This is a genomic window from Pseudomonas sp. LB1P83, assembly GCF_054897885.1.
Genome location: NZ_CM142709.1, coordinates 6368925 through 6394920, shown reverse-complemented (window position 1 = coordinate 6394920; position 25996 = coordinate 6368925). Strand labels below are relative to the sequence as shown.

Genomic DNA, 25996 nt, shown 5'->3' with positions numbered 1-25996 from the left:
CAGTGGTGCGTTCAGGTCGGTGCGCGCGGTGGATAAATCCGCGTCGGCAGGCAGAAAATCAGCAGAATCAGCGCCAGCGCGACGCCGGTCATGCACAGATAAAGATCCGATGAGGTCAGCACCACGGCCTGCTCATGCAGACGATGGGCAAGGCCAGCGCTGTCGCTGTCGGCCAGAGGGGAGTTGCCGAGGTTGTCCACCAGCATGGTCGAATGGAAATGCAGCCTCGACGTGCTCAACGCCTCGATCACTCCGGTAGCGATCACCGCTGACAGGCCTTTCACGGTGTTGAACCAGGCCGAAGCGTACGGGCCTTCCATCGGGGTGATGCTGCCCGTGGAGAGCATCAGCAGCGGGAGCACCGCCATGGGCTGACCGAAAATTTGCAGCCATTGCAGCGAGTAGAAATCGTCTCGAATCCACACCGACGTCAGCTGCGAACCACCGAGGCACGACAGCGCCAACATGCTCAGACCGATCCCCAGCACCCAGCGGCAATCGACCCAACGCAGGTTGCACAACGCCGCCACCAGCGGCAGCGCGATCAACTGTGGCAAGGCCGCCAACAACATGATCGGCGCAGTCTGAACCGGTCGATAACCCTGGACCTGCGCCAGGTAGCTGGACGGAATAATGATCACCGCCAGCAACACCACCAATACCCCCGCCAGGGTCAGCAAGGCGAAGGACAGGTTGCGGATACCGAGCATCTGCATCTTGAAAAACGGGATCGGCTGCGACCACTCGTTGATCAGGAACAGCACCAGCATCAACAGCCCACCGCCGAGCAATCCGCAGATCAGGTCCGACTCGAACCAGTCCAGCCGATTGCCCTGCAGAATGCCGATCACCAGCATGCAGATCGCCGGAAAACCCAGCAGCAAACCGCGCCAGTTGAACTGCTTGAAGCGCTCCAGACGCAGCGGATCCTGCGGCAGACCGTAAGCCACGGCCGCCATGGCAATCAGGCACGGTGCGATGATTTGCCAGAAGGTCCATTGCCAGCCGACGTACTCGGTCCACAAACCGGCCAACGGTGTACCCAGCCCTGGGCCGAAGGTGGCCGTCAGCGCATAGCCCGCCAGACCATAAAGCTTCACGTTGGCCGGTAAAAAGCGCAGCGCGACTGTCATCAGCATCGGCGGAAGTGCGCCACCGGCCAGGCCTTGCAAGGTACGCATCAGCAGCAGGCTTTCGTAATTCGGGGCGAACGGGCACAACACGCCCAACAGGGTGAAGGCGCTGATGGCGCAGAGGGTGAAGCGCCGCAGCGAGAACGTCACCGAGCACCACGGCGCGAAGGCCATGGCCGCTACCGAGGTCGCCGTGTAGCAGGCGACCAGCCAGGTGCCTTCGTCGTAGCCGATGGCCAATGCGCCGCGAATGTCAGCCAGGGCGACCTTGGTTACCATCTCGTTGAGGCCCGACACCAGCACCGCCAGCAACACGCCCACCAGACCAATGATGATCCGCGGACCGAAGACGGGCGGCGTAACGGCGGCTGGACTGGCCGCGGCGAGAGGTGCCGTGACCGTGAGGGAAGTCATTTGCTGCAAGCTCCGGAGTTTGAATACCGGAGCAGTTTAAGAAGCGTGGGACCTTACGAAAATTGACTTATTGGCAGGTTATAAATGCGTTCGACGCAGCAATACACCCCCTGTAGGAGCGAGCCTGCTCGCGATAGCGGTGGATCAATCAACATCTAAGTTGAATCTGATGGCCCTATCGCGAGCAGGCTCACAGGGTTTGGGGGTGAACTTCAAGAGGGTTGCGCGGCCAGCCAGGTCTCGTCGCAACAGGCCTTGAGCGTTTCGCGCAGCCAGCGATGCGCCGGGTCCTTGTCGAAACGCGGATGCCAGGCCTGGGTCAGCATCAGGGTGGGCAAGGGAATCGGCAGGGTAAACGAGCGCAGCTTCAAACCCAGGCGCCGTACGCTCAGTAACGCTTCCTTGGGCACCGGCAAAATCAGGTCGGAATCCGGCAGCGCAAACATCGCCGCGTGGAAACTTGGCGCAATCACTGCCACCCGTCGCTCCAGCCCCAAGGTATTCAGTGCCGTATCGATCGGCCCTCGAGCAATGCCGCGACGGGACATGCTGATGTGGGAGAAACCGGCAAAGCGCTCGGCCGTGATCTCTTCGTCGAACAGCGGATGGTCCTCGCGAACCAGGCCAACGAAATGAGTGGAAAACAGATTCTGAACCTTCACTTCCGGGGTCAGCGGCCGGGTGTTGCTGATGTTCAGGTCGATGCGCCCTTCGCGCAGCGCTTCATCGTCGCCGTCGCCTTCGGGGACGAAACGCAGCTCACAATGCGGCGCCTGGCGGTCGAGGGTGTCAAACAGCTTGCCGCCATAGACACCGACGAAGAAGTCATTGGCACGGATGCTGAACCGACGACGCAACGAACCCAACTCCACCGCATCGGCCGAGCGAAACAGCAACGCAGCCTGCTCCACGACGTCGCGCACTTTCTCGCGAAGCTCCAGCGCCTTGGGCGTCGGGACTAAACCACGACCGGCGCGCACCAGAATCGGGTCGCCGATGGCCTCGCGGATACGCGTGAGCGTTCGGCTCATGGCCGCCGGGCTGAGGTTCATCCGCCGCGCAGCGCCCACCACGCTGCCCTCGTCGAGCAAGGCGTCGAGGGCGACCAAGAGGTTCATGTCCGGGAGTTGCATGCTGAGCACTCGTGTCTTGGCTGGATTGTTTCAGACGCAATGCTAGCAAACATCCTTGGGGTGGGTGTTGATTGGGCCGACGCCATCGCGAGCAGGCTCACTCCTACAGGGGTTTTGTGTTGAATACAAAATTTGCATTCGATGGAAATCCACTGTGGGAGTGAGCCTGCTCGCGATGAGGCCAGCTCAGACACCGCAGAACTTACCGCTGCATCCCCCAGCGCTTTACGGTCACCCGCTCCAGCGTGTCAAACACCAGGTTCTCCACCAGCAACCCAATCAAAATCACCACCGCCAACCCGGCAAACACCTTGTCGGTGTACAGCTCATTACGATTCTGAAAGATGTACCAACCCAACCCGCCCTTGCCGCTGGTGGCGCCAAACACCAGTTCAGCGGCAATCAACGTCCGCCACGCAAACGCCCAGCCGATTTTCAAACCGGCAAGGATCGACGGCAGTGCCGCCGGGATCAGGATGAACAGCACAAAACGCATGCCCTTGAGGCCGTAATTACGCCCGGCCATGCGCAGGGTTTCCGAGACGCCGAGAAACCCGGCATAAGTGTTCAACGCCAACGCCCAAAGCACCGAGTGCACCAGCACAAAAATCAGGCTGTTCTGCCCCAGACCAAACCACAGCAGCGCCAACGGCAATAGCGCAATCGCCGGCAGCGGGTTGAACATCGAGGTCAAGGTGCTCAGCAGATCACGACCGAACTGCGTCGACACCGCCAACGTGGTCAGGCCAAACGCCAGGACGATGCCAATCAAGTAACCCTTGAGCAGTACCACCAGCGAAATCCAGACTTTGCCCAGCAGTTCGCCGCTGAGCAAACCGTCATACAGCGCACTGCCGGTTTGCAGAAAACTCGGCAGCAGCAGGTCGTTGTTCTGTACGCGGGCAACCACCTCCCATAGCACCGCGAGCAAAATCAGGATCAGGCTCTTACGCAGCCAGGCCTGTTGCCAGAGGCGCTGGCCGAGCGGCAATTCCCGCTCCACCGGCACGCTGGTCAATGGCTGCAAAACGGTTTCGAATTCTTCACGCGCAGATGATAAATGGCTCATCGGGTACTCCTCTCAATGGCTCAATAAGCGATGCGAATGTCGGAAAAATCCAGCTCACGCTCGGTTTCCGGCGACTGGCCTTCATCGAACAACAGCCGATGAATGCGTCGCGCCGACTCCTGAAATGCCACGCCGCCGAGGCTGTGCAAATCGTATTGATGGCTGTGGACCTCTGCCCGCACCCGACCCGGGTGCGGCGACAGCAACAGAATGCGATTGCCCACCACCAGCGCTTCTTCGATGGAATGCGTGACGAACAGCAGCGTGAAACGCACCTCTTCCCAGAGCAGCAGCAACTCTTCCTGCATCTTGCGTCGGGTCAGCGCATCGAGGGCAGCAAAGGGTTCGTCCATCAGGAGGATCTTCGGCTGCATCGCCAACGCCCGGGCAATCGCCACTCGCGCCTTCATGCCGCCGGACAAGGTGTGCGGATAGGCATCGGCAAACGCCGCCAGACCGACCTTGTCCAGGTAGTGCAGCGCCCGTTCTTCGGCCTCTTTGCGCTTGAGGGTTTTCGAGGCCAGCAGCGGAAACATGACGTTCTGTTTGACGGTTTTCCAGGGCGGCAGTTGATCGAATTCCTGGAACACCACAATCCGGTCCGGCCCCGGCGCATGAACGGTTTGCCCTTGCAGCCGGATCTCGCCCTCGCACGGTTGAATGAATCCGGCGACCGCTTTGAGCAGCGTAGATTTACCGCAACCCGACGGTCCCAGCAGCACAAAGCGGTCTGCCGGATCGATTTCAAAACTGACTTGATGCGTCGCCCGAACCACACGCTGCGGCGTGCGGTATTCCAGGCTGACATTGTCGACGGACAGCAGTGCCTGGGCGGCTGCGATCGGGTTGCTGGCCGTGTGGCCTTGCAAAGGGGCGTTCATCTCGATCAGCTCCCTTGCAGCGGTTTGGCGTCCTGGAAGAAGTAATCCTTCCACGAATCCGGTTTGTTTTTGATCGCGCCGACGCGGTAGAGGAATTCGGCCAATGGGTAAGTATTTTTCGGCGTGACGCTGAATTCGAACTGCGGGTTATCGATGATTTTCAACAACGCGGCACGGTCGATTTTCGCCTTGGTGACACGGATGTACGTATCAGCGGCAGCGCCTTTATCGTTCTGGGCAAACTGCGCCGCTTCGGTCAGTGCGTCGACGAAGGCCTTATAGGTTTTGGGGTTCTCGTCGCGGAATTTCTCGGTGGCGAACAGCACCGTCGGCGAGTTCGGGCCGAGCAGGTCATAGGTATTCAGCACCACGTGCACGTTCGGGTTTTCCAGCGCCTGGTCCTGGAATGGCGGATTGGAGAAGTGCCCGCTCAACTCGGTGCCGCCGGCGATGAGCGCGGCCGTGGCGTCTGGATGCGGTACGGCAATGGTGTACTTGTCGAGGCGATTGAACTCCTTGTCACCCCATTGCTTGGCGGCCGCGTATTGCAGGAAGCGCGACTGCACCGAAACGCCGACCGCCGGCACCGCGATGCGGTCCTTTTCGGTGAAGTCGGCGATGGTTTTGACCTTGGGATTGTTGCTCACCAGGTAGTACGGGAAGTTGCCGAGGGAGGCGACGGCTTTGACGTTTTGCTTGCCGTGGGTGCGATCCCAGATGGTCAGCAGCGGACCGACTCCCGCACCGGCAATATCAATCGAGCCTGAGAGCAGCGCATCGTTGACCGCCGCGCCACCGGACAGCTGGGTCCAGTCGACTTTGATGTCGATGCCTTCCTGCTTGCCATACTTCTCGATCAGGTTCTGATCGCGCACCACGTTGAGCAACAGATAGACGATACCGAACTGCTCGGCGATGCGGATTTCACCTTCGGCGTGGGCCACGGTCGGCGCCACCAGACTGCCGGCGATCAGGCTGAATCCCAAACCGATGGCAGCGGCCAGCGGCGCGAAAGGAAGACGTTTGGACATGGAAGTTCTCCGACAAATCAGAAAGGCGCGTCGCCCTGGATGGTGGTGCGATACAGCTTGCGGCGCAGATGGCTTGGGCATCCGGCGGCGAGGTGGATCAGCGAGCGGTTGTCCCAGAACACCAGGTCGTGGGCCTGCCATTGATGGCGGTAGATGTTTTGCGGCAGCACGCTGTGGGCGTAGAGCTCATCAAGCAGTTGCTTGCTCTCGTCTTCCGGCAAACCAACGATGCGCGTGGTGAAACCTTCGCTGACGAACAAGGCCTTACGCCCGTTTTCCGGGTGCGTGCGCACGATCGGGTGAACCACTTCGGCCACTTGAGCCAGTTGCTCCGGCGTCAGGGTCGGGCGCCAGTTGCCTTCGAATTTGGTCTCGCTGTAGCGCGCCGTGTAGGAATGCGCGGCTGAGCGTCCTTCGACGGCATTACGCAGCGCCTCGGGCAGGTTGTCCCAGGCTTTGTGCATGTCGGCGAACAACGTGTCACCGCCTTCGGAGGGCAGTTCCTGGGCGTGCAGCATCGAGCCCAGGCTCGGCAATTCTTTATAGGAAAGGTCGGAATGCCAGAACTTGCCGGCGTCCCCGAGGCCGAGGGATTGGCCGTTTTCAATGATGTTGGAAACGATGAGGATTTCCGGGTGGCCGGCCAGCAGGAACTGCTTGAGCACATGGATCTGCAACACGCCGAATCGACGGCTGAAAGCGATTTGCTGCTCGGGGGTAATGCGCTGGTCGCGGAACACCACGACGTGATGATCGAGGTGCGCGCGGTGGATGCGGGCGAAATCCTGATCATTGATCGGGCGGGACAGATCCAGACCGATGATTTCGGCACCGACAGCGCCGCTGAACGGACGAATGTCGAAGGTTTGTGGCGCGATTGCGGGTGACGCAGAGACGGCTGACATAAAAATCACTCCCACGCATGGCACGCTTCAAAGCGCGCACGTCGATCAAGAAACTCACGGAGGTCCCGTGTTGGTTCGTGTCGTGCGGCGCGCCGATTGGTCGGCAGGTACGCAGGAGAGTGACTTTATAGGTATAAGAATCTAAATTTAAATACCGTTAGCGAATAACGATATGGCTTTTGAATTGTGACGCTTTTGAGGCCGCCTTCGCGGGCAAGCCTCGCTCCTACAGAGGTTTGTGTCGTATGCCAAATATGTGAACGATACAAATCCTGTAGGAGCGAGGCTTGCCCGCGAAGAGGCCATCAGCCGCGCTCGAGAACTATCGCTCGTGCAACGCCTCGGCCCGCGCCCGAATAATCGGTTTGAGCAAATAGCTGAGAACGGTCTTCTTACCGGTAATGATATCCACCGAAGCCACCATCCCCGGGATGATCAGCAACGGCTTTTCATCCGTTCCCAGGTGACTGCGATCAGTGCGCAGTTTGATGATGTAGTACGTGGTCTTCTTGTCTTCATCGGTGATGGTATCGGCACCGATCTGTTCAAGCCTGGCCTTCAGCCCACCGTAAATGGTGTAGTCGTACGCCGTGAATTTCACCGTCGCTTCCTGGCCTGGATGCAGGAACGCGATGTCTTGCGGGCGGATCTTCGCTTCCACCAGCAAGGTGTCGTCCAGCGGCACGATTTCCACCAGATCGCTGCCCGGCTGGATCACGCCGCCAATGGTGTTCACCAGAAGCTTGTTGACGATGCCGCGTACCGGCGATGTCACCAGCGTCCGGCTGACCCGATCTTCCAGCGCTTTGCCGGTGGCCTGGGCCTTGTTCAGGTCGGTACGCGCCTCATTGAGTTGAGTCAGGGCTTCGCTGCGGAATTTGCCGCGTGTCTCGTCGATCTTGCGCTGCACTTCCTTGATTGCCGATTCGGCGCGAGGGATCGCCAGCGTCGTGGCATCCAGTTGCCCACGGGTTTCGACCTCGGCACGCTTGAGTCGCAACACCTCAACCGGCGATACCGCGCCCTGGGCCACCAGCGGCTCGGACATGTTGATTTCCTGACGTTGCAACGACAGTCCATTGCGGTACTGCGACTGTTTGGAGGTGAATTCGCGCAGCTCTTGCTGACGCTGGATCAACTGCTCCTGTAAACCACCGATCTCATCGTGCAGTTGCTGACGACGGCTGATGTACAACGACTCCTCACTGGCCGCCTGACCGGGAACAGCCTTCAGCACATCGGCGGGGAAGTTCAGCGGACGGTCATCGACCTCGGCGCTCAAGCGCTCCACGCGCAGCAGCATCGACAGACGATCGGCTTCGGTCTCGCCGACGTTGGAGGCAAACCGCGTGTCGTCCAGGCGAATCAGCGGCGCGCCGGCGTCGACAATCTGCCCCTCTGTGACGTACAGCTCGGAGACGATACCGCCTTCAAGGTTCTGGATTTTCTGGATCTTTGACGACGGAATGGCCTTGCCGTCGCCCTTGGTGACTTCGTCGATCACCGCGTAATTGGCCCAAAGCATCAGGAACACGAAGAAACCGATGATCGCCCAGATCGTCAGCCGCACCACACGCGGGGCGTCTTCGATAAGGGCTTTATTGACCTCGGGAAGAGGCTGGCCATGCAGCGACTCGGAGCCTTTGAAGTAACGGCGGATCGAATCCTTGAAACCCGACTTAAGCAACACTGATCTGCCCCTTTTTCAACGCTTCCATCACGGCGGCTTTCGGGCCATCGGCGAGAATTTGTCCACGGTCGATGACGATCAGGCGATCCACCAGCGACAACAGCGATGCCCGGTGCGTCACCAGCACCACGGTCTTGTTTTCAATCACCGCGGCGAGGCGTTGCTTGAGACGTTCTTCGCCGGTGTTATCCATGGCGCTGGTCGGTTCATCGAGTAGCAGGATCGGTGGATTGAGCAGCAACGCACGGGCCAGGGCCACATTCTGGCGCTGACCGCCGGACAGGTTCTGCCCGCGCTCACCGACTTGCAGTTCATAGCCTTGGGGGTGCAGACGGGCGAACTCGTGCACGCCGGCCAGTTCGGCGGCTTGCAGCACCATTTCATCCTCTACATAGCGCGCACCCGAGACCAAGTTGTCGCGCAGGGTGCCGGCCAGCAGCTGGATGTCCTGCGCCACGTAGCCGATGTTGTGGCGCAATTCGCTGACGTCGATCTGACGGATGTCGACGCCGTCCACCAGCAAGGCGCCATCGTCCGGTTGATAGAGACCCACCAGCAGTTTGGCCAGGGAGCTTTTGCCCGAGCCGCTGCGACCGATGATGCCGATCTTCTCGCCGGGCTTGATGCTCAGGTTGATGTTGTTCAGCGCCGCGTTCTGCTGGTTCGGGTAAGTGAAGTTCATCTGCCGGCATTCGATGGCGCCTTGCAGCACCTTGCGGCTCAACGGGCGCTCTTCGAAGTTGCGCTCCTGCGGCAGCTCCATCATTTGATCGACCGAGGTCATGGTCACCCGCGCTTGCTGGTAGCGGGTCAGCAGGCCGGACAACGAAGCCAGCGGGCTGAGCGCGCGGCCACTGAGCATGTAGCAGGCAATCAGACCGCCCATGCTCAAGTTGCCGGCGATGATCTGGTACACGCCGAAGACAATCATGATCACCCCGGCCAGTTGCTGGATCAGCAAGGTGATGTTCATCGCCAATCCGGAGAGCATTTTCACCCGCAGTTCGAGGCGACTGAGGGTGCCGATGGTCTGTTCCCACTGATACTGGCGCTCGCTTTCGGCGTTGTTGACCTTCACCGCATCGAGGCCGGCGAGGGTTTCGATCAGGCTCGATTGACGCTCGGCGCCCAGGGCCATGGTTCGCTCCATGGTCGCCACCAACGGCTTCTGCAGCGCATAGCCGATCAGCAGGGCAATCGGGAACGCCAGCACCGGAATCCATACCAAGTGCCCGCCGAGAATGGCGATGACCATGAAGATCAGCAGCGTAAACGGCAGGTCGATCAGGCTGGTGAGGGTCAGCGAGGCGAGGAAGTCGCGCAGGCTCTGAAACTCATGGATGTTCTGGGCGAAGCTGCCGACCCGGGCCGGGCGGTACTTCATGGCCATGCCGACGATGCGCTCGAACAACGTCGCCGAGATGATCAGGTCGGTTTTCTTCCCGGCCAGATCCAGGCACAAACTGCGCAGGCTCTTGAGGATCAGGTCGAACAGATACGCCCCGGTGATGCCGATGGCCAGCACCCACAGCGTCGATTCAGCCTGGTTCGGCACCACGCGGTCGTAGACGTTCATCACGAACAGCGGCGCGGCCATGGCGATGATGTTGATCAGGAAACTGGCGGCGATGGCGTCGGCGTACAGCCAGCGCGAACGCTTGAGGGTGTCGCGGAACCACGAGCGCGCGCGGGGGATCAGCGTGCCGTGATTGACGTCGAATTTGTGCTGGGGTTGAGCGAAGAACACTTTGCCGATGTAATCGTCGGCCAGCAGTTCGCGACTGACGAGGCTTTCACCGCCGTCGCTTTCGCTGATCAGCAGGCGGGCCTGGTCGTCACCGTGCCAGCCAAGCAGGACGGCACTGCGACCATCCTTGAGCAGCAACAGCGCCGGCATCGCAATCGCCGGAATCTGCTCCAGCTTGCGTACCAGCACGCGCCCTTGCAGGCCGGCACGAGCGGCGGCGCGGGGCAGCAGCTCAACGCTCAGGCGCTGCTTGGGCAACGGCAGGCCGGTGGTCAGCATCGCGGCGCTGGCCGGCTTCTGATGCAAGGTGCAAAGGGCTAGCAGACCATCCAGTAACGGATCGTCGTGCAGCGCGCGTGGATCATGAATGAGTTGAACTCGACTGACTTCTGATTCCACGCTCGGCACTCTTGGCTAACAGTAAAAAGGGAAGACTCAATTCATCCCGGGTAGCTGGACCCTGGGCTTCACGTCGTTCTGCACAACGGACGCCAACGGTGCGACCACTCCCTGGCTCTTGAGCAACTCGCCCATGGTCGCCTTGATTCGGTACTGAGTAAATAACTGAATGTTTTTGATCTCCGCCAGGCGACGGGAAGCGGTGAACAGTTCGTTTTCACTGTCGAGCAGGTCAAGCAAAGTGCGTTCGCCCAAGCTGAACTGCTTCTGGTACGCGGTGCGCACGCTAGTGCTGTGATCGACATATTGCTGGGCGATCGGCACTTGGGCATTGGCGTTGTTCAACGCATTCCAGGCCAGGCCCAACTCTTCGTTCAATACACGCAGCGCGTTATTGCGGATATCCAGTGCCTGGCTGGACAGGTAGGACTTGGATTCCAGGTCAGCCTTGTTACTGCCACCGGCATACAGATTGAAGCGCATGCGCAACATGGCCTGCCATTCGTTGCTGTGACCGTTCTGACCGTCGACATCGTTGTCGGCGGAGCGGCCCAGTTCGGCATCGAAGCGCGGATAGAAGGACGACTTGGCGGCGTCGTACTGTTTTTCGGCCGCGGCGATGTCGGACTCGGCAGAGCGCAGGATCGGGCTGTTTTCCAGCATCTGCGCGCGTGCTTCATTCAAGTTGGCTGGCAACAATGCCAGGAAATCCGCAGGACGCTCCAGTTGATCGGGCATCTGGCCCACGGCGCTGAGGAAGTTGGTCTCGGCGTCAGCCAGATTGGTCTGTTCGGTGATCAGGTTGTTGCGCGCCTGGGCCATACGCGCTTCGGCCTGATCGAGGTCGGCACCGCTGCCGACGCCGCGCTGGGTGCGCAACTTGATCTGGTCAAAAATGCGTTCGTGGCTTTTCAGGTTGTCGGTGGCCAGGCGCACGAATTCGCGGCGGGTCAGTACATCCAGATAAACCTGGGCCACGGTCAGCGCGGTGCGTTCGGACGTGCCCAGCAAAGAATAGGCGCGGGAATTAACGGTGGCTTGTTGACGCCCCACTTCACTGGACGTCGCAAAACCGTCAAAGACCATTTGCGACAGGCGCAAACTTGACTCGCTGCGGTTCAGGGTTTCCCAGTGATTGTTGTTGCCGGCAGCACGCGTGGTGACGTTGTCAGTGCCTTCGCGACCGTAACCGCCCAGCAGATCGACCCGGGGAAGGTATCCACCTTTTGCTGCCTTTAACTGATAATCCGCGGCCAATCGACTATTAACACCTGCCTGGATCTCCGGATGGTCATCCAACGCCTGTTGCATGGCCTCCGGAAGTGACTGCGCCTGAACAAAACTGGCGGCAAGGGCGAAGGGTAAAGCCTTGAACAGGTGCAAACGCATGGTTGGAATTTCCCGGAATTGCTTGTCTTGAATCACTGCAGAACGTGCCGCTGCATCGGATGATGACCATCGGAATGACCGTGTGTCGGAAAGTTGGAATTTGGAACTGGGTCACACTCTTGGAGGCGGGCAGTTACCTAAATATCAATGTGACATTACTGGGACGAGTGTTTAGGATGACAACACTAAGGTCAATAGTTTGGCATATAGTTTATAGCGAAAAAATATAGCCAATTAGTTGACGATTACCCACGTCAAAGTTGGCCTCTAATATTTTGAAAGTACGTCCAGACTGATTGGCTACACGCCATCAGGTTTATGGAAGTCAACTGAACGTGACACCCGGAGAGTCTTCAATGAGCAGTGTTGTTGCCATCGTCAAAAGCATTGTCGGTCAGGTTTTCGCGGTGTCCCCAGAGGGCATTCGCCGCGTACTCGTTGAAGGCGACCGGTTGTTTGTCGGCGATCAGGTAGACACGGGCGCCGCTGGCGCCATTACGCTCGAACTGGCTGACGGCCGGACCCTGGACTTGGGCCGCGACACTCAATGGAGCGCCGCTGACCCGGATTCCAGCACTGACCTGTCAGAAGCCACTGCACAAGCCGCGCCATCGGTTGAAGAACTGCAGCAAGCCATCGCTGCCGGCGCGGACCCGACCACTGAACTCGAAGCCACCGCAGCCGGCCCGACAGCTGCGGGCTCGGGCGGTGCGGCAGGTGGCGGTCACAGCTTCGTGATGCTGGATGCAACCGCTGGCCGGGTCGACCCGACCATTGGTTTCCCGACGGCGGGCCTCACGACTGCGGCACTGGCCGCCCAGAACACCCTCGGCGGGCAGACGGCCAACACCAGCGCCAACGTGCAACGCGAATCGACCCTGAGCCTCAGCGCCACGCCGACCATTACCGAAGCGGGCGGCGTGCTGGTTTACACCGCGACCCTGACCCAGGCACCGCTGACCGACCTGACCATCACTCTGTCTAATGGCTCTGTGATCGTGATTCAGGCCGGCCAGTTGACCGGCACCGTCAACGTCCCGCTCGCACCAAACGACACCGTCTATAACGACCCGACCCAGATCAACGTGACCGTCACCGGCACCACGGGCGGCAACGGCATCACCGTCACCCCGCCGACAACCCCGGCCGTGACCCAGGTTACCGATACCGTCGACACCACCACGGTCACCTTGACCGCTGGTGCCAACGTCACCGAAGGCGGCCAGATCACTTACACCGCCACCCTGACCAATCCGGCTCAAACGCCGGTCACTGTCACCCTGTCCAATGGTTCGACCATTACCATCGAAGCCGGCAAAACCACCGGTTCCGTGAACGTCGACACGCCGGTCAACGACGTCTATCAGAACGGCAGCACCGTCAGCACCACGATCACTGGCGCCACCGGCGGCAATTTCGAGAACCTGGTCCCGAACACTACGCCAGCCGTCACGACCATTACCGACTCGGTCGACAACACCGGCCTGAGCCTCACCGCCACTGGCACCGTCGTCGAAGGTGGCCAGATCACCTACACCGCGACACTGACCAACCCGGCCGGCACGCCGATGACCGTGACCTTGAGCAATGGCTCGGTCATTACCATCGAAGCGGGCAAGACCACTGGCAGCGTTATCGTCGATACCGCGTCGAATGACGTCTACAACAACGGCAGCACCGTCAGCACCACCATCACCGGGACCACTGGCGGCAATTTCGAACAGCTGACCCCGAGCACCACGCCAGCCGTCACCACCATTGCCGACTCGGTCGACAACACCGGCCTGAGCCTCACCGCCACTGGCACCGTCGTCGAAGGTGGTCAGATCACCTACACCGCGACACTGACCAACCCGGCCGGCACGCCGATGACCGTGACCTTGAGCAATGGCTCGGTCATCACCATCGAAGAGGGCAAGACCACCGGCAGCGTGACCGTCGATACCGCCGCCAATGACGTCTACAACAACGGCAGCACCGTCAGCACCACCATCACCGGGACCACCGGCGGCAATTTCGAGCAACTGACCCCGAGCACCGAGCCGGCGCTGACCACCATTACCGACTCCAGGGACGACACCGACCTGAGCCTGTCGGCGTCCACCGAAGTGGCCGAGGGCGGTCAGATTCTGTACACCGCGACCCTGAGCAATCCGGCTGGCACGCCAGTGACCGTCACCCTGAGCAACGGCGCCGTAATCACCATCGCCTCCGGTGCCACCAGCGGTTCCGTGACCGTCAAGGCACCCGCCGACGACGTCTACAAAGACGCCGGCAAAGTCGAAGCGACCATCAAGGATGCGACTGGCGGCAATTTCGAAAACCTGGTCAAAGACCCGGCTGCGGCCGTGACTGATGTGACTGACACCCTCGATACCTCGACGGTCAGCCTGACCGCGACTTCTTCTGTCGCTGAAGGCGGCACCGTGGTGTACACCGCGTCCGTCACTGCTCCTGTGACCGGTTCGCCGGTTGTCGTGACGCTGTCCAACGGCCAGACGATCACCATTCCGGTCGGCGCCAGCAGCGCCAGTGTGAACTTCGTTGCACCGAATGATGCCTTGGCTGGCGGTGGATCCCTGAGCGTCAAAATCGACGACGCCAAGGGCGGCAACTACGAGAAGCTGGATGTCGACGGCAAGTCGGCGGATACCTCGGTGACTGATTCTGCGGACACAACCACTCTTAGCCTGACAGCTACCGATTCGGTCGCTGAAGGCGGTTCCATCGTCTACACCGCCAACCTGACCAATGCGGCCGGCACGCCAGTCACCGTGACCCTGAGCAACGGCGCGGTGATCACCATCGCCGCTGGCGCCACAAGCGGTTCCGTGACCGTCAAGGCACCTGCCGATGACGTCTACAAAGACGCCGGCAAAGTCGAAGCGACCATCAAGGATGCGACTGGCGGCAATTTCGAAAACCTGGTCAAAGACCCGGCTGCGGCCGTGACTGATGTGACTGACACCCTCGATACCTCGACGGTCAGCCTGACCGCGACTTCTTCTGTCGCTGAAGGCGGCACCGTGGTGTACACCGCGTCCGTCACTGCTCCTGTGACCGGTTCGCCGGTTGTCGTGACGCTGTCCAACGGCCAGACGATCACCATTCCGGTCGGCGCCAGCAGCGCCAGTGTGAACTTCGTTGCACCGAACGACACCTTGGCTGGCGGCAGTTCGCTGAGCGTCAAAATCGACGACGCCAAGGGCGGTAATTACGAGAAGCTGGATGTCGACGGCAAGTCGGCGGTCACCTCGGTGACTGATTCTGCGGACACAACCACTCTTAGCCTGACAGCTACCGATTCGGTCGCTGAAGGCGGTTCCATCGTCTACACCGCCAACCTGACCAATGCGGCCGGCACGCCAGTCACCGTGACCCTGAGCAACGGCGCGGTGATCACCATCGCCGCTGGCGCCACAAGCGGTTCCGTGACCGTCAAGGCACCTGCCGATGACGTCTACAAAGACGCCGGCAAAGTCGAAGCGACCATCAAGGATGCGACTGGCGGCAATTTCGAAAACCTGGTCAAAGACCCGGCTGCGGCCGTGACTGATGTGACTGACACCGTCGATACCTCGACGGTCAGCCTGACCGCGACTTCTTCTGTCGCTGAAGGCAGCACCGTGGTGTACACCGCGTCCGTCACTGCTCCTGTGACCGGTTCGCCGGTTGTCGTGACGCTGTCCAACGGCCAGACGATCACCATTCCGGTCGGCGCCAGCAGCGCCAGTGTGAACTTCGTTGCACCGAACGACACCTTGGCTGGCGGCAGTTCGCTGAGCGTCAAAATCGACGACGCCAAGGGCGGTAATTACGAGAAGCTGGATGTCGACGGCAAGTCGGCGGTCACCTCGGTGACTGATTCTGCGGACACAACCACTCTTAGCCTGACAGCTACCGATTCGGTCGCTGAAGGCGGTTCCATCGTCTACACCGCCAACCTGACCAATGCGGCCGGCACGCCAGTCACCGTGACCCTGAGCAACGGCGCGGTGATCACCATCGCCGCTGGCGCCACAAGCGGTTCCGTGACCGTCAAGGCACCTGCCGATGACGTCTACAAAGACGCCGGCAAAGTTGAAGCGACCATCAAGGACGCGACTGGCGGCAACTTCGAAAACCTGGTCAAAGACCCGGCAGCCGCCGTGACCAGCGTCACCGACACCCTCGACACGTCGACCGTCACCCTGACGGCCACCAGCACGGTGGCTGAAGGCGGCACCGTGGTTTACACCGCCTCGGTCGGCGCACCGGTCACCGGTTCGCCTGTGATCGTGACGCTGGCCAACGGTCAGACCATCACCATTGCGGTCGGCGCCAGCAGCGGCACCGTCAACGCCGTGGTCTCGAACGATGTGCAGAGCGGCCATGCGCCGGTGAGTAATTCGATCACCAACGTCAGCGGTGGCAACTACGAAAACCTGGTCGCCGATAAAACCCCGGTCAGTACCAGCGTGACCGACACCATCGACACCACCACTCTTTCGCTGACCGCCACTGGCAACGTCAATGAGGGTGGCTCGATCGTTTACACCGCGACCCTGACCAACCCGGCCGGCACTCCAGTCACTGTGACCCTGAGCAACGGTGCCGTGATCACCATCGCGGCCGGCAAAACCACCGGCACCGTGACCGTCGACGCGCCGAAAGACGACGTCTACAAAGACGCTGGCAAACTGGAAGTCACCATCAAGGACGCCGCCGGCGGCAACTTTGAAAACCTGGTGACCAGCCCGAACCCGGCCGTGACCAACGTCGCCGACACCACTAACACCACACAGCTGACCCTCAGCGCTGACAAGTCTGTACTCGAAGGTTCGCACATCACCTACACCGCGACCCTGACCAACGCCGCGCAAACCCCGGTGACCGTCAAGCTGAGCAACGGCGAAACCATCACCATCGCGGCGGGCAAGACCAGCGGTTCGGTCACCATCGCGGCGCCAAGCGACGACGTCTATAAGGATGCCGGCAAGCTCACCGTCAAGATGACTGACGCCAGCGGTGGCAACTTCGAAAAACTCGACATCAGCAAGGCGTCGGTAAGCACCACCGTCAAAGACACGGTTGACACCACGTCCCTGTCCCTGTCGGCCAGCCATACCGTGAGCGAAGGTGGCCAGATCACCTACACCGCCACCCTGAGCAACCCGACGGACACGGCGATGACCGTGAAGTTGAGCAACGGCGCAGTGATCAACATCGCCGCCGGCGCCACCACCGGTTCGGTCAATTTCGCCGCACCGGCCAACACGCCGTACATCGACGGCGGCAAAGTCCAGGCGACGATCGCCAGCCAGAGCGGCGGCAACTTCGAAAAAGTCGTCACTGATCATTCGCCTGCCGTCACCACCGTTACCGATTCGGCCGACACTACCGGCCTGAGCCTGAGCGCCACCGGCTCGGTCGCCGAGGGTGGTTCGATTGTCTACACCGCGACCCTGACCAATGCCGCTGGCACCGCCATGACCGTGACGTTGAGCAACGGTGCGGTGATCAACATTGCCAAAGGCGCCACCACAGGTTCGGTGAACTTCGCCGCACCCAAGGATGACGTCTACAAAGACGCCGGAAAAGTCGAAGCCAGCATCACCAAAACCACCGGTGGCAACTTCGAAAACCTGGTCGCCGACAAGACGCCAGCGGTCACCGACGTGACCGACACCATCAACAACAGCACCGTTTCCCTGACTGCCACGGCCAGCACGGTCGAAGGCGGCACGGTGGTTTACACCGCTTCGGTCAATGCGCCAGTGACCGGTTCTCCGGTGGTGGTGGCGTTGTCCAACGGCCAGTTCATCACCATCCCGGTTGGCGCGAGTTCGGCTAGCGTTAACTTCGTTGCACCGAACGATGCTCTGGCTGGCGGCGGTTCGCTGAGCGTGAAAATCGACGGCACCACCGGCGGCAACTACGAAAACCTGGTGGCGAATCAAACTCCGGCGGTCACGTCGGTAACCGACGTCAAAGACACCACCACCCTGAGCCTGAGCGCAACGGACTCGGTGGCTGAAGGCGGTTCGATTGTCTACACCGCGACCCTGACTAACGCTGCCGGCACCCCGGTGACCGTGAACCTGTCGAACGGTGCCGTGATCACCATCGCGGCCGGCGCGACTGTCGGCTCTGTGACGGTCAAAGCGCCTGCCGATGACGTCTACAAAGATGCCGGTAAAGTCGAAGCGACTATCAAAGACGCTAGTGGCGGTAACTTCGAGAACCTGGTGCCGAGCACTGTTCCGGCAGTGACTGACGTTACCGACACCATCAATACCTCGACGGTAAACCTGACCGCGACTTCCTCTGTCGCTGAAGGCGGCACCGTGGTTTACACCGCGTCCGTGACCGCTCCGGTCACCGGCTCGCCGGTCGTCGTGACCCTGTCCAACGGCCAGACCATCACCATTCCAGTTGGCGCCAGCAACGCCAGCGTGAACTTCGTTGCGCCGAACGATGCCTTGGCCGGCGGCGGATCCCTGAGCGTCAAAATCGATGATGCGAAGGGTGGCAACTACGAGAAGCTGGACGTCGACGGCAAGTCGGCTGACACCTCGATTACTGATACCGCAGACACCACCACCGTTAGCCTGAGCGCTACCGACTCGGTTGCGGAAGGCGGTTCGATTGTCTACACCGCGACCCTGACTAACGCCGCCGGCACGCCAGTCACCGTGAATCTGTCGAACGGTACCGTGATCACCATCGCGGCCGGCGCCACCAGCGGCTCCGTGACCGTCAAGGCACCAGCCGATGACGTCTACAAAGACGCCGGCAAAGTCGAAGCGACCATCAAGGATGCCAGCGGCGGCAACTTCGAAAACCTGGTGACCAGCCCGGCACCAGCCATCACTGAAGTGACTGACACGATCAATACATCGACGGTCAGTCTGACGGCAACGTCTGCCACTGCCGAAGGCGGCAACGTGGTGTACACCGCTTCCGTCACCGCGCCGGTCACTGGCAAGGACGTGATCGTCACGTTGGCCAATGGTGAAAAAATCACCATCGCGGTCGGTGAAAGTAATGCTTCGATCACCGTTAAAGCGCCGAACGATGCAGTGGTCGGCCACGAACCACTGACCAATGCCATCAAGGATGTAGCCGGCGGCAACTACGAGAATCTGGTCGCCGACAAGACCCCGACCTCGACCGCCATCAGCGATACCCTGGACACCACCAAAGTGACCATGACCGCCAGCGACTACGTGGTCGAGGGTGGCACCATCACTTACACCGTCAAACTCAGCAATGCCGCCGGCACTGACATGACGGTCAAACTGAGCAACGGCGAGAGCGTCGTGATCAAGGCCGGCGAGAAGTCGGGTTTCATCACTGTCCCGGCGCCGGCCGATGACGTCTACAAGGACGGCAGCAAGATCACCGTCGGCATCACCAGCACCGACGGCGGCAACTTCGAAAAACTCGACGTCAGCAAGACCACCCACACCACGACCGTCAACGACACCATCGACACCACCACGCTGAAACTCAGTGCCAATGTGAGCACCGTCGGCGAAGGTGGCCAGATCACTTACACCGCCACGCTGAGCCATCCGGCCGACACGGCCATGACCGTGACGCTGAACAACGGCCTGGTGATCAACATCAAGGCCGGCGAGTCCAGCGGTTCGGCGCCGTACACCGTGCCGAATGACGTCTACGCCGGCGCTTCGCCCGTCAGGGCAGCGATCGCAGACAGCTCTGGCGGCAACTTCGAAAAACTGGACACCGACCGCTCGGCCGTCGTCACCAAAGTGACCGACAGCGCGGACACCACGACGCTGAGCTTGAGCGCGACTGATTCGGTGGCTGAAGGTGGGTCGATTGTTTACACCGCCAACCTGACCAACGCTGCCGGCACGCCAGTGACCGTGACCCTGAGCAACGGCGCAGTCATCACGATCGCGGCCGGCGCTACTAGCGGTTCCATCACCGTCAAAGCGCCTGCTGATGACGTCTACAAAGACGCCGGCAAAGTCGAAGCGACCATCAAGGATGCGACTGGCGGCAATTTCGAGAACCTGGTCAAAGACCCGGCGGCGGCGGTTACCGATGTGACCGACACCGTCGACACTTCGACGGTCAGCCTGACCGCGACTTCTTCCGTGGCTGAAGGCGGCGCCGTGGTTTACACCGCATCCGTCACCGCGCCAGTAACCGGTTCGCCGGTCGTAGTGACCCTTTCGAATGGCCAGACCATCTCCATTCCGGTTGGCGCCAGCAGCGCCAGCGTCAACTACTCCGCACCGAACGACGCCTTGGCCGGCGGTGGTTCCCTGAGCGTCAAGATTGATGATGCCAAGGGCGGCAACTACGAGAAGCTGGATGTCGATGGCAAGTCGGCGGATACCTCGGTTACCGATAAGGCTGACACTACGACTCTTAGCCTGAGCGCGACGGATTCTGTGGCTGAAGGCGGTTCGATCGTTTACACCGCCAACCTGACCAATGCGGCCGGCACGCCGGTGACCGTGACGCTGAGCAACGGCGCGATGATCACCATCGCCGCTGGTGCGACTGCCGGCTCTGTGACCGTCAAGGCGCCTGCAGATGACGTCTACAAAGACGCCGGCAAAGTCGAAGCGACCATCAAGGATGCGACTGGCGGCAATTTCGAGAACCTGGTCAAAGACCCGGCGGCTGCGGTTACCTATGTGACCGACACCGTCGACACTTCGACGGTCAGCCTGACCGCCACGTCCGCTGTTGCTGAAGGCGGCACCGTGGTTTACACCGCTTCCGTCACTGCTCCGGTGACCGGTTCGCCGGTCGTCGTGACCTTGTCTAACGGCCAGACCATCACCATTCCGGTTGGCGCCAGCAGCGCCAGTGTGAACTTCGTTGCACCGAATGATGCCTTGGCTGGCGGTGGATCCCTGAGCGTCAAGATTGATGATGCCAAGGGCGGCAACTACGAGAAGCTGGATGTCGACGGCAAGTCGGCGGATACCTCGGTGACTGACACTGCCGACACCACCACCGTTAGCCTGACAGCAACCGATTCGGTTGCTGAGGGCGGTTCGATCGTCTACACCGCCAACCTGACCAACGTGGCCGGCACACCAGTGACCGTGACCCTGAGCAACGGCGCCGTAATCACCATCGCTGCGGGCGCAACTGCTGGCTCCGTGACCGTCAAGGCACCGGCCGACGACGTCTACAAAGATGCCGGCAAAGTCGAAGCGACCATCAAGGACGCCACCGGCGGCAATTTCGAAAACCTGGTCAAAGACCCGGCAGCTGCGGTTACCTATGTGACCGACACCATCGATACGTCAACTGTCAAACTCACCGCTACCGGCACTGCGGCTGAAGGTGGCATCGTCACCTACACCGCCACCGTCGGCGCGCCGGTCACCGGTTCGCCAGTGACCGTGTCGTTGGCTAGCGGCCAGACCATCACCATCGACATCGGCAAAACCACCGGCTTCGTGACCACCCTCGCGCCAAACGACGCACTGACCGGCCACACACCACTGACCAACGCCATCACCAACGTCAGCGGCGGCAACTACGAAAACCTGGTTGCCGACAAAACCCCGGTCAGCACCACCGTGACCGACACCACCGACACGACCAACCTGTCGCTGAGCGCGACCAACTCGGTCGCTGAAGGCGGTTCGATCGTCTACACCGCAACCCTGACCAACGCGGCCGGCACACCTGTGACCGTGACGTTGAGCAATGGCGCGGTTATCACCATCGACGCAGGCAAAACCACCGGCACCGTGACCGTTGATGCGCCAAAAGACGACGTCTACATCGATGCCGGCAGAGTCCAGGCGAACATCACCACCGCGACTGGCGGCAACTTCGAGAACCTGGTTCCGAACAAAACCGCGGTCGTTACCAGTGTCACCGACACTCTCGACACCTCGACCGTGACCCTGAAAGCCACCGCCTCGGCCGCTGAAGGCGGCACCGTCACTTACACCGCCACAGTTGGCGCGGCAGTGACTGGCAGCCCGGTCACCGTGTCCTTGGCCAACGGCCAAACAATCACCATCGACATCGGTAAAACCACCGGCTTCGTGACCACCCTCGCGCCAAACGATGCACTGAGCGGCCACACACCACTGACCAACTCGATCACCAACGTCAGCGGCGGCAACTACGAAAATCTGGTTGCCGACAAAACCCCGGTCAGCACCACCGTGACCGACACCACCGACACGACCACTGTGTCGCTGAGTGCGAGCAACTCGGTGGCCGAAGGCGGCCAGATCATCTACACCGCCACCCTGACCAACGCCGCCGGCACACCGGTGACCGTGACGTTGAGCAATGGCGCGGTGATCACCATCGACGCCGGCAAAACCACGGGCACCGTGAGCTTTGCCGCGCCGAAAGACGACGTTTACAAAGACGCGGGCACGGTCCAGGCGACCATCAGCAACACCACCGGTGGCAATTTCGAGAATCTGGTCAAAAGCCCGACGGCAGCCGTCACCAACGTCACCGACACCCTCGACAAGACCGAAGTGAGCATCACCGGCAGCACGTCGGTGACCGAAGGCCAGACCGCCAGTTACACCGTCAGCCTGACGAATCCGGCGCAGACCGAAGTCACCCTGAAGATCACCTACAGCGGCACCGCCGCCGACGGTTCGGACTTCACCGGCGTGTACACCGTGAAAATTCCGGCGGGCGCCAGCACGGCGAATTTCAACGTCGCGACCCTGGACGACAGGATCACCGAAGGCACTGAAAACTTCGTGGTCAAGATCGATTCGGCCACCGGCGGTAACTTCGAGAACCTGGCGATCAGCGCGGCCAACGGCAGCGTCAACACCTCGATCATCGACAACGATGCGCCGCCTGTGCTCGACCTGGATGCCAACAACTCCAGCGGTGCCACGGGAGCCAACTACAACGTGACCTTCACCGAAGGCACCACGGGCCAAGGCGTATCGATCGGTGACATCGACCTGAAAATCACCGACGCGGACAGCGCCATGCTGACCGGCGCGACCATCGTGCTGACCAACCGTCAGCCGGGCGATGCGCTGAACCTGGGCAACAGCGTCAACGGCATCACCATCAATGCCAACAGCAAGGATGGCACCGTCACGCTGACGTTGTCCGGCAACGCGACGCTGGCCGACTACATGCAACAGATCAAAAACATCAGCTTCACCAACGGCAGCGAAGACCCGAGCACCGTGCCGCGGATCATCACTGTGACGGTGACCGATGGCAGCAACTACTCCAACACCGCGACCACCACCGTCAACGTCGTGGCAGTGAACGATGCACCGGCCGCCGCACCGGTTAACGTCACCGGCACCGAGGACACCCCGCTGATCCTCGGCTGGTCGACCTTCGGCGTCAGCGATGTCGACAGCCCTGCCGCCAGCCTCGGTGTGAAAATCACCGGCCTGCCGGGCGAAGGCAAATTGCAGTACCTGAACGGCTCGACCTGGACCGACGTAACGACCAACCAGACCCTCTCCAAGGCTGACATCGACGCGGGCAAAGTGCGCTTCCTGCCGGATGCCAACGAATCCGGCGCCAATGGCTACGGCGGCACCGGCGTGGGCAACAATCTGACGGACTACGCACAGATCAAGTTCCAGCCAACCGACGGTTCGCTGCTGGGCAACACCGGCACGATCAAAATCGACATCACGCCCGTTGCCGATGCTCCGTCCCTGAGCGTTGCGGACAACAGCGTCAAATCCACCGGGCTGATCAAAGAAGTCTGGACCGGCCTGTCGGGCCTCGGCACCGATGGCAGCGGCGCCTCTTCGGGCACACTGAAAAGCGTCATCGATGGCGCGGGCAAACCGAACACCAGTGGCACGGTGACCAATGTGCAGTCCGACGGCAGCGTCGCGGCCGGCACGGCGTCGAAAACCTCCGGCCTGATCTACCTCGAAGCAGGCAAGACTTACACCTTCAGCGGTACCGGCGATGACAGCCTGCTCGTGACCATCGGCGGCAAAAACGTCGCGGCGATCACGTGGGGTGCGGGCGGCAAACTGAGCGGTTCGTTTATCCCGACCACCAGCGGTTATTACACGCTGGACATCTACCACCACAACCAGAGCGGCCCGGGCAGCTATGACGTCAACCTGTCGGTCAACGGCGGTGCAGCGGTCGACCTGAGCAGCGCTGGCGTGCCGCTGTACACTGGCGTAGCAGATCTGGCCGCTTCCGGCGTGACGGTTTCCGACCTGCACGGCACAAACGGCGAAGGCTACTACGACGGCTACAAGCTCAACGAAGCGGCCGAAGGCACCAGCGTTCACCTGTCTGCGATCAAGACTGCGCTCACAGATACCGACGGCTCCGAAAGCCTGATCGTGAAGATCAGCGGCATCCCGGCAGGCTCGGTGCTTACCGATGGCGCCGGCCACACCTTCACCGCCAGCACCACGTCGGGTGAAGCCAACGTCACCGGCTGGAACCTCGGTTCCCTGACCGTGACCCCGCCGCCGTACTACAACGGCCAGTTCAACCTGACCGTGACCTCGACCTCCACCGAGGTCCTCGGCGGCTCGGCGACAAGCACCGCGACGATCCCGGTCACGGTTTACCCGACGGTCTACAACGCCGTCACCGCTACCGCGGCCGACGACACCATCACCGGCACCGACGGCAACGACATCATGGTCGCCGACATTGGCGGGCTGACCGTGGTGCCGGGCACCAACTACAACATCGCGTTCATGGTCGACAGCTCAGGCAGCATGAGCGCGTCGTCGGTCAGCGCCGCCAAGGACTCGCTGACCTCGGTGTTCAACACCCTCAAGCAGAGCATGGGTGGCAACTCCGGCACCGTGAACATCTTCCTCGCGGACTTCGACAACCAGGTCAACAAGTCTGTCTCGGTGAACCTGAATGATCCGAATGCGCTGATCCTGCTCAACGCGGTGCTTGATTCCATGGTTTCCGGCGGCGGCACCAACTACGAGGACGTGTTCAAAACCACGGCGAACTGGTTCCAGAGTGCCGACGCCGTGGCGAACACCGGGGCGAAGAACCTCACGTACTTCATCACCGACGGTAAGCCGACCTACTACCAGAGCGGTGAGCAGACTAACCCGACCCTGTTCGGCAACGTGAAGCTCGATGACGTCATCACCACCACCAATTACAAGTTGGGTCAGACCTATTCCGGCTATCTGGACAGCACTCACTACTTGACCATCGATAACTCCGGCACCGTCACGCTGCAGACGTACAAGAACTCGAAGGGCGGTTACTGGAGCAGTGACGAACTGGGCACTATTCGCGCCGAGGGTAACGGCACGTACGAGCTGTCTTATCGCGATGGTAACGGCAGCAGCACCGGCTCCAGCGCCATCGACAACTCCACCGACAGCTTCGCGCTGCTGGGCAAGGTTTCGACGGTAGAAGCCATCGGCCTGAACAAAGACGTCACCCTAAACGACCTCAAGCCGTACGACACGGACAAGACGCCGCAAACCAACATCGATCCGAAAGACCTGGCCAACTCGATCATCGGCCACACCGAAGCAACCATGCCGGGTTCCGACACGGTCAATGGTGGCGACGGCAACGACATCCTGTTCGGTGATCTGGTGAGCTTCAACGGCATTGCCGGCGAGGGTTATCCGGCGATCCAGGCGTTCGTCGCGAAAGAGTCCGGCGTGGACGTCAGCAAAGTCTCGACCAGCAACGTGCACCAGTACATCACCGAGCACTACAGCGCCTTCGATGTGTCCGGTGCCCATGACGGCAACGACACGCTGCTGGGCGGTGCGGGCAATGACATTCTCTTCGGCTCGGGGGGCAATGACCTGCTCGACGGCGGCAAGGGCAATGACATTCTGCTCGGTGGCACGGGTAACGACTCGCTGATGGGCGGTCAGGGCAACGACATCCTGATTGGCGGTTCGGGCGCCGACACCTTCGTCTGGAAGGCTGGCGATACCGGCAGCGACGTGATCAAGGACTTCAAGGCGAGCGAAGGTGATCGCATCGACCTGCGCGATCTGCTGCAAGGCGAAACCGGCAGCACCATCGACAACTTCCTGAAGATCAGCACCGTGGATGGCGTGTCATCGTTGCAAGTCAGTTCCGGCGGCAAGTTCAACTCGGGCGATGCGGCCGCCGCAACGCCGGATGTGACGATCAAACTGGAAGGCAACAACTGGTCCAGTGCCAACATTCACACGTTGATTGCCGGCAGCGACCCGACCATCAAAGTCGACCACAACAACAGCTGATCCAACG

The 25996-nt window shown here is 60.8% G+C and carries 10 protein-coding genes; 1 reads left to right on the top strand and 9 read right to left on the bottom strand.

The window, feature by feature from the left end; genetic code table 11:
- Positions 1–11: 11 nt before the first annotated feature.
- From ACYZTY_RS29380 to ACYZTY_RS29340, 9 genes are all read right to left on the bottom strand, one after another.
- On the bottom strand, positions 12–1547 hold the full coding sequence (locus ACYZTY_RS29380; protein ID WP_461956535.1) for an MFS transporter: 1536 nt from the start codon (positions 1545–1547) through the stop codon (positions 12–14).
- A gap of 212 nt (positions 1548–1759) precedes the next feature.
- On the bottom strand, positions 1760–2680 hold the full coding sequence (locus ACYZTY_RS29375; protein ID WP_461956534.1) for a LysR family transcriptional regulator: 921 nt from the start codon (positions 2678–2680) through the stop codon (positions 1760–1762).
- 202 nt (positions 2681–2882) lie between these two features.
- Positions 2883–3749 (bottom strand): ABC transporter permease, encoded by an 867-nt coding sequence (locus tag ACYZTY_RS29370; RefSeq protein ID WP_438658301.1) that lies wholly within the window; start codon positions 3747–3749, stop codon positions 2883–2885.
- A gap of 20 nt (positions 3750–3769) precedes the next feature.
- A complete protein-coding gene (locus ACYZTY_RS29365; RefSeq protein ID WP_461956533.1) occupies positions 3770–4630 on the bottom strand; it encodes an ABC transporter ATP-binding protein in 861 nt (286 codons plus the stop codon).
- A 5-nt stretch (positions 4631–4635) separates the two neighbouring features.
- Entirely contained in the window at positions 4636–5661 is a 1026-nt protein-coding gene (locus tag ACYZTY_RS29360) for an ABC transporter substrate-binding protein (RefSeq protein ID WP_461956532.1), read from the bottom strand.
- A gap of 17 nt (positions 5662–5678) precedes the next feature.
- Positions 5679–6566: a TauD/TfdA dioxygenase family protein gene (locus ACYZTY_RS29355; protein ID WP_461956531.1), complete on the bottom strand. Its 888-nt coding sequence runs from the start codon at positions 6564–6566 to the stop codon at positions 5679–5681.
- A gap of 322 nt (positions 6567–6888) precedes the next feature.
- Positions 6889–8256 carry an HlyD family type I secretion periplasmic adaptor subunit gene (locus ACYZTY_RS29350; protein ID WP_461956530.1) on the bottom strand — a complete coding sequence of 456 codons (1368 nt, stop codon included), beginning with the start codon at positions 8254–8256 and terminating at the stop codon, positions 6889–6891.
- Complete coding sequence (locus ACYZTY_RS29345) at positions 8246–10402, bottom strand: type I secretion system permease/ATPase (RefSeq protein WP_461956529.1); 2157 nt, start codon at positions 10400–10402, stop codon at positions 8246–8248. Before ACYZTY_RS29345 ends, ACYZTY_RS29350 begins: the two co-directional genes overlap by 11 nt.
- Before the next feature lie 36 nt (positions 10403–10438).
- Positions 10439–11791: a TolC family outer membrane protein gene (locus ACYZTY_RS29340; RefSeq protein ID WP_461956528.1), complete on the bottom strand. Its 1353-nt coding sequence runs from the start codon at positions 11789–11791 to the stop codon at positions 10439–10441.
- Positions 11792–12147: 356 nt separating this feature from the next.
- Here ACYZTY_RS29340 and ACYZTY_RS29335 point away from each other — a divergent pair, with 356 nt between their 5' ends.
- Complete coding sequence (locus ACYZTY_RS29335; protein ID WP_461956527.1) at positions 12148–25989, top strand: retention module-containing protein; 13842 nt, start codon at positions 12148–12150, stop codon at positions 25987–25989.
- The last annotated feature ends 7 nt before the right edge of the window (positions 25990–25996 follow it).